We start from the raw sequence: 6,284 nt of genomic DNA on the forward strand, positions 1-6,284 counted from the left end.
TGTTCGGGACGACGGGACGCGGCCTGGCGCGCGCACGGGCGCGCACGCTCAAGGCGCGGGTTGGAAGCTGTCGTGGAAGCGGATCAGGCGAGGGGCGGGCCGCGCGGACGGACGTCCAGCGGCGCGAGGAACGGCGGGCGGGGCAGGCTGTAGGGCGGCGCCTGGGCGTTGATCGGCGCCAGCGCCGGGGCCAGGGCGATGCTCCAGAGCAGCGCCGGGTTGTCGTGCAGCAGGTCGCAGTAGCCGCAGGCCGGGGCGAGGCCGTCGTGGGCCATGCCGCCTTTCCCGGCGGCCGGCGCCATCGGCATGCTGGGCGCCGTGCTCCCGTCGTGGGCGGAGCACCAGGCGCCTTGCGGCGGCATGACGTGCTCGACGGCCTGGAGGGTGCGCGAGAAGGTGGGGGCGAACAGCAGCAGCCCGAGGGCCATGATGGCCAGCCAGGAGGCGAGGCGGAACTGTGCTGAGTGACGGCGCAAGGGTCGTTCCCGATCTGTGGTGCCGGGTTGCGGGCGGTATGCTGCCACTTCCCCGGCCGCCGGGAAAGCTCGGCGGGGCGGGGCAAGAGGTCGCAGGCGCCGACGGAAAGCTGACGAAGTGCCAGCACAATTCCGTCGGCACCCTTGCAAGGCATGGCGATGCTGGCATTCTTGGCATGCCGGTCCGCGTGCGGGCCATAGAACTAGAATCAGCAGCGCGCCGCCGACGTGCCCCGACCGGGGGCGAGGTGCCGGCGCCTTCCAGGGCGGGGATATGCGCAAAGCGGTATGGTGGCTGTTGCTGGTCGTCCTCGGGACGCCCGCGCTGCCGGTGGCGGCGCAGGACGAGCGGGTCCTGCACGTGCTGGCCTGGCCGGGCTACGCCGACGCCGACGTGGTCAAGGCCTTCGAGGCGCGCCAGCACGCTCGCGTGGTGGTGACCCTGGTGGATTCCGACGAGGCGCTGTGGGACCGCCTGCACGCCGAGGGCGGCCGGCTGTTCGACGTGGTCGCCGCCAACACCGCGGAAATCCAGCGCTACCAGCGCGCCGGGCTGCTGCAACCGCTGGACCTGGCGGCCATCCCCAATACCCGCCGGCAGCTGCCGCGCTTCCGCGACCTGCAGGCCATCGGCGGGCTGGTCGCCGACGGCCGCGCCTACGCCATTCCCTATACCTACGCGGCCATCGGGTTGATCTACGACCGCCGTCAGGTCAGCGAACCGCCGCGCTCGATGGCCGAGCTGTGGAACCCGCTCTACCAGGGGCGGGTGCTGGCCTTCAACAGCGCACAGCACAACTTTTCCTTCACCGCGCTGACCCTGGGCATCGCCGACCCCTTCCACCTCGACGAGCGCCAGACCCGCCGCGTGGCGCGGCGCCTGGTGGAGCTGCGGCACAACCTGCTGGGCTACTACAGCCTGCCGGAGGAGGCCACCGACCTCTTCGTGCGTCACCGGGTGGCGCTGATGTTCGGCAACTACGGCGCCCAGCAGCTGACCCAGCTGCGCCTGGCCGGCGCCGACGTCGGCTACGCGATTCCCGCGGAGGGCGCCCTGGCCTGGCTCGACTGCTGGGCGGTGACCCGCGCGGCGCACGACCGCGACCTGGCCCAGGCGTGGATCGACTACATGCTGGAGCCGGCGGTCAGTGGCCTGCTCAGCCAGCGTCAGGGGCTGTCGAACACCCTCGAAGCGCCGGCCGACCAGAGCGCCAGCGCGCACCTGTACTGGCTGCAGCCGGTGGAAGACGTGGCCCGCCGCGAGGCGCTGTGGAGCCGCATCGTCTCCGGCGACCGCGAGGGCAGCTTCTAGCATGCGCCTGGGACTGGTCGCCAAGCTCGGCATCCTGCTGGCCGGCATCGGCATTCTTTCGTCCGGGGTCACCGGCTACTACGCCTACACGGCCAACCAGCGACTGCTGGCCGACGAGGCGCAACGCAACCTGCTGACCTCCACCCAATTGCTGGCGCAGCGCTTCTCGGCGCTGCTCGACGACATTTCGGCCGACACCCTGACCCTGGCCAACATGCCGTCCTCGCCGCGCGTGGCGGATTTGCGCGCGCCACCCGACGAGGTCGCCCGCGAGCGCCTGACCGGGGTCTTCGCCACCTTCATGCGCCTGCACCCGCAGTATTCCCAGGTGCGCCTGATCGCCGCCGACGAACATGGCCTGGAAGTGATCCGCCTGGACCGCGACGGCCGCCAGGTACTACGGGTGGGCAGCGATCAACTGCAGGAGAAGGGCCATCTGCCCTACGTTTTCGAAAGCCTGCAACTGCCGCCGGGCAAGGTGTTCATCTCGCCGATCACGGTCAGCCACGAACACGGCGCCCACGCCGCCGAGGGCGCGCCGACCCTGCGCGTGGCCACGCCGGTGAGCGCCGCCGACGGCACGCTGGTGGGCGTGGCGGTGATCAATGTCGACCTGAAGAAATTCCTCGACCTGCTGCTGGCGGACCTGCCGTCGGGCCTGGAGCTGTACCTGACCAACGAATGGGGCGACTTCCTGGTGCACCCCGACCCGAGCATGACCTTCGGCTTCGACAAGGGCCGGCGCATCCTCATCCAGGACAGCATCGGTGAGACCCACGGGCTGTTCGAGGGCGCCGGCCAGGTGCTGGTCAACGACCTGCAGGGCGCGCACCCCGAGCAGGGCCGCCTGATGGCCTTCGTGCGCAAGCCGTTCGGCCTGGCCAGCCAGGGCCACTTCGTGGTGCTGGGCCTGGCCCGGCCGCTGGGCGAGGTGCTGGCCAGCGGCCACCCGCTGGGCCTGAGCATCGTGCAGATGGTGCTGGTGTTCAGCCTGCTGGCCGCCGCCCTGGCGGTGCTCTTCGCCCGCGCCCTGACGCGCCCGCTGCAGATGCTCATCCACGCCGCCCGGCGCTTCCAGGCCGAACACACGCTGGAAGTACGGCTGCCACTGGAGCGCCAGGACGAGATCGGCGTGCTGGCGCGGGGGTTCGACCAGCTGCGCAAGGAACTGAAGGCGCGCATGGAAGCGATGAGCCTCAGCCAACAGGAGCTGCATCACCAGGCCCACCATGACTCGCTGACCGGGCTGCCCAACCGCGTGCAGTTCTTCCAGAGCCTGGAGCGCGCCCTGGTCGAGGTCGGCGCCAGCCATGAGCAACTGGCGCTGCTGTTCATCGACCTCGACTACTTCAAGCGCATCAACGACGAGATGGGCCACGCCGTGGGCGACGAGGTGCTGACCATAGTGGCGCGGCGCCTGCGCCATGCGGTGCGCGAGAACGACCTGGTGGCGCGCCTGGGCGGTGATGAGTTCGTGGTGCTGCTGCGTGGTGCCGGCATCGCCTCCACCGCTTCGACCGTGACCCGCAAGATTCTCGCCGCGCTCAGCGAGAAGGTGGTGCTGCGCGAGGCCCAGCTGCAGATCGGCGCCAGCGTCGGCATCAGCCTCTACCCGGAGGACGGCCGCTGCGCCGAGGAGCTGCTGCTGCGCGCCGACGGGGCCATGTACCGGGCCAAGATCGAGGGCCGGCGCAGCTTCGCCTGCCAGCAGGGCGGCGGCCTGGAAATCGAGCGCCGGCCCGAGGGCGGCTAGCCCGCCTCAGTCCTCGTTCGGTGCGCGCTGGGCGTAGGCGCGGGCCTTTTCCTCCATCAGTTGCAGCACCCGGGTGGCCGTCTCGACGTCCGCCTGCGGGATGCTGCCCAGCACTTCCGCGCGCAGCGCCGTCAGGCGCCGTTCCAGGCGTTCGACCAATTCGCGTCCCGCATCCCGCAAATGGATGGCGCGCAGCCGGCGGTTGCCCGGCACCATGCGCCGTTCCAGGAGGCCGGCGGCTTCCGCCTGGTCGAGGGTGCGCACCAGCGCCGCCGGGTGCACGCCAATGCGCTCGGCGAGGGCGCTCTGCAGTACGCCGTCGCCCATTCGCGAGACCAGCAGCACCGGCGTGGCCACCGCCAGCGACAGGCCGCTCTCGGCCAGCACCAGGCTGGCCGCCTGCTGCCAGGCACGGCGCGCCGGCTGCAACGAACCGGTGAGGTGGTACAGGTAGTCGTGGGAGGAAGAAGGCATGGGGCGGTCCGTTGCGAGTCGATTGGCGCCGATGATACGGGGCGGGGCGGCCGGGACAAAATTTCATCTGTGCAAAGTCAACGATTGCATTGACAGTGATTCGCCCGTCGCCACAGAATTTCCTGCCGCGCCAACGGGGCCCGGTCGACTTCCGTTCCCACTCCAGGTTTCCCGCGCATGAACACCGAGTTCCGTCCGCCGAGTCTGGCCCTGACCACCCTCGGCCTGGCCCTGGCCATCTTCATGCAGGTGCTCGACACCACCATCGCCAACGTCGCCCTGCCGACCATCGCCGGCAATCTGGCGGCCAGCGCCAACCAGGGCACCTGGGTGATCACCTCGTTCGCCGTCAGCCAGGCCATCTCGCTGCCGCTCACCGGCTTCCTCTCGCGGCGCTTCGGCGAGGTGCCGCTGTTCATCGGCTGCACCCTGCTGTTCGTGCTGACCTCGTTCCTCTGCGGGGTGTCGCGCAACATGGACATGCTGATCCTCTGCCGCGCCCTGCAAGGCGCCGTGGCCGGGCCGATGTACCCGATCACCCAGAGCCTGCTGATCGGCATCTACCCGGCGCACAAGCGCGGTACCGCGCTGGCGCTGCTGTCGATGGTGGCGGTGGTGGCGCCGATCACCGGGCCGATCCTCGGCGGCTGGATCACCGACAACTACTCCTGGCCGTGGATCTTCTTCATCAACCTGCCGATCGGCGCCTTCGCCGCCTTCGTGGTCAGCCGGCAACTGCGCGGCAAGCCGGAGCGGTTGCAGCGCACGCGGGTCGACTACGTCGGCCTGGCGACCCTGGTGATCGGCGTCGGCGCGCTGCAGGTGCTGCTGGACAAGGGCAACGACGAGGACTGGTTCAGCTCGCCGTTCATCATCGGCTGCGCGCTGGTGGCGGCCATCAGCCTGGCGGTGTTCCTGATCTGGGAACTGACCGACCGCGAGCCGATCGTCGACCTGCGGCTGTTCCGCCACCACAACTTCCGTTACGGCACCCTGGCCCTGGTGCTGTCGTTCTCGGCCTATTTCGCGATCAACCTGCTATTGCCGCAGTGGCTGCAGCGCAACCTCGGCTACACCGCCACCTGGGCCGGCCTGGCCGCGGCGCCGCTGGGTATCGCGCCCTTGTTCCTGAGCCTGCTGGTGGGGCGCTACGCGGCCAACTTCGACCTGCGCCTGGTGGCCTCTGTGGCCTTCGTGGCCATGGGCGCCACCTGCTTCCTGCGCTCGAACTTCACCCTCGACATCGACTTCCACCACGTTGCCCTGATGCAGGCGCTGATGGGCGTCGGCGTGGCGCTGTTCTTCATGCCCACCACGGTGATCCTGCTGTCGGACCTGGAGCCCCACGAGATCGCCGCAGGCTCCGGGCTGTCGACCTTCCTGCGAACCCTGGCCGGGAGCTTCTCGGCCTCGCTCACCACCTTCCTCTGGGACCGTCGCGCGGTGCTCCACCACGCCCAGCTCAGCGAAAGCATCACCGCCTACGACAGCGGCGCGCGCCAGGGCCTGGAACTGCTCGGCCAGGGCGACCCGCAGGCGGGCGCCAGCCTGCTCAACCAGATGATCACCCAGCAGGCCTACCAGATCAGCTTCAACGAGCTGTTCCACGCCCTGGGCTGGATCTTCCTGGTGCTGATGAGCGTGATCTGGCTGACCCGCCCGCCATTCGGCGGCAAGGCGCCGCTGGCGGTGGCCGACCATTGAAGGCGTAATCGTTAGGCAGGGCGGAACACTTGGGATGTCCCGCGTGCGTTATTTTCGGAAATGTCATACGGGCTATGGGGGGTTGACGAGCAGACAGTCTGAGTTGGTGCTGCAAGCATCAGGCGCTTATGCACGGCAGACCTTCAGCCGAAAACGCCTCTGCAAACGGAGCGTCACCATCTGAAGCAACGTCGTGCCCTGCTGCATTCGCCCAGTGAATGCACTAGTCCAGCGCAGGCACGGAGGCTTCAGACATGCTTGATGCGATTCGCCCGTTCTTCGACCACAGCCGGCACACCCTCAGCGTCGACGGCCTCGACGCGTCCTTGGATGTACTGGCGTTCGAAGGGCAAGAGCGCCTCAGCCGACCGTTCCACTACCGCATCGAATTCACTAGCCCGGCACAGGACCTCCCGGCGGAAAGCCTGCTGGCCAGGGACGCCAGCTTCAGCCTGAACGCGGCGCCCGATGCGCTGAGGATTCGCGGTTACACGCCCCCTGTGGTGCCGCCGCTGCGCACCCTGCACGGCGTCATCACCCAGTTCAAGCGGCTATCGGCTTCACG

The 6,284-nt window shown here is 69.2% G+C and carries 5 protein-coding genes and 1 pseudogene; 4 read left to right on the top strand and 2 right to left on the bottom strand.

The annotated features are described in order from the left end of the window. Positions 1-83: 83 nt before the first annotated feature. Positions 84-476, bottom strand: coding sequence for a DUF2946 domain-containing protein (locus tag P3W75_RS30330; protein WP_276231026.1), 393 nt, complete (start codon positions 474-476; stop codon positions 84-86). A gap of 274 nt (positions 477-750) precedes the next feature. Here P3W75_RS30330 and P3W75_RS30335 point away from each other — a divergent pair, with 274 nt between their 5' ends. Continuing rightward, complete coding sequence (locus P3W75_RS30335) at positions 751-1,788, top strand: extracellular solute-binding protein (RefSeq protein WP_276231027.1); 1,038 nt, start codon at positions 751-753, stop codon at positions 1,786-1,788. A gap of 1 nt (position 1,789) precedes the next feature. After that, positions 1,790-3,541, top strand: a complete 1,752-nt coding sequence (locus P3W75_RS30340) for a diguanylate cyclase domain-containing protein (protein WP_276231028.1) — start codon at positions 1,790-1,792, stop codon at positions 3,539-3,541. Positions 3,542-3,547: 6 nt separating this feature from the next. On the opposite strand, the gene P3W75_RS30345 is transcribed toward P3W75_RS30340, so the two are convergent. After that, entirely contained in the window at positions 3,548-4,015 is a 468-nt protein-coding gene (locus P3W75_RS30345) for a MarR family winged helix-turn-helix transcriptional regulator (RefSeq protein WP_276231029.1), read from the bottom strand. Between the two features lie 177 nt (positions 4,016-4,192). Here P3W75_RS30345 and P3W75_RS30350 point away from each other — a divergent pair, with 177 nt between their 5' ends. Together P3W75_RS30350 and P3W75_RS30355 are read left to right on the top strand one after the other, a co-directional pair. After that, the gene (locus tag P3W75_RS30350) at positions 4,193-5,719 is read left to right on the top strand and encodes a DHA2 family efflux MFS transporter permease subunit (RefSeq protein WP_276231030.1); all 1,527 of its coding nucleotides are present in this window, start codon (positions 4,193-4,195) and stop codon (positions 5,717-5,719) included. A gap of 254 nt (positions 5,720-5,973) precedes the next feature. Further along, positions 5,974-6,284, top strand: a pseudogene (locus tag P3W75_RS30355) (type VI secretion system tip protein VgrG); the annotation flags it as partial.

This window comes from Pseudomonas citronellolis (genome assembly GCF_029335315.1).
GTDB classification, from domain to species: domain Bacteria; phylum Pseudomonadota; class Gammaproteobacteria; order Pseudomonadales; family Pseudomonadaceae; genus Pseudomonas; species Pseudomonas citronellolis_A.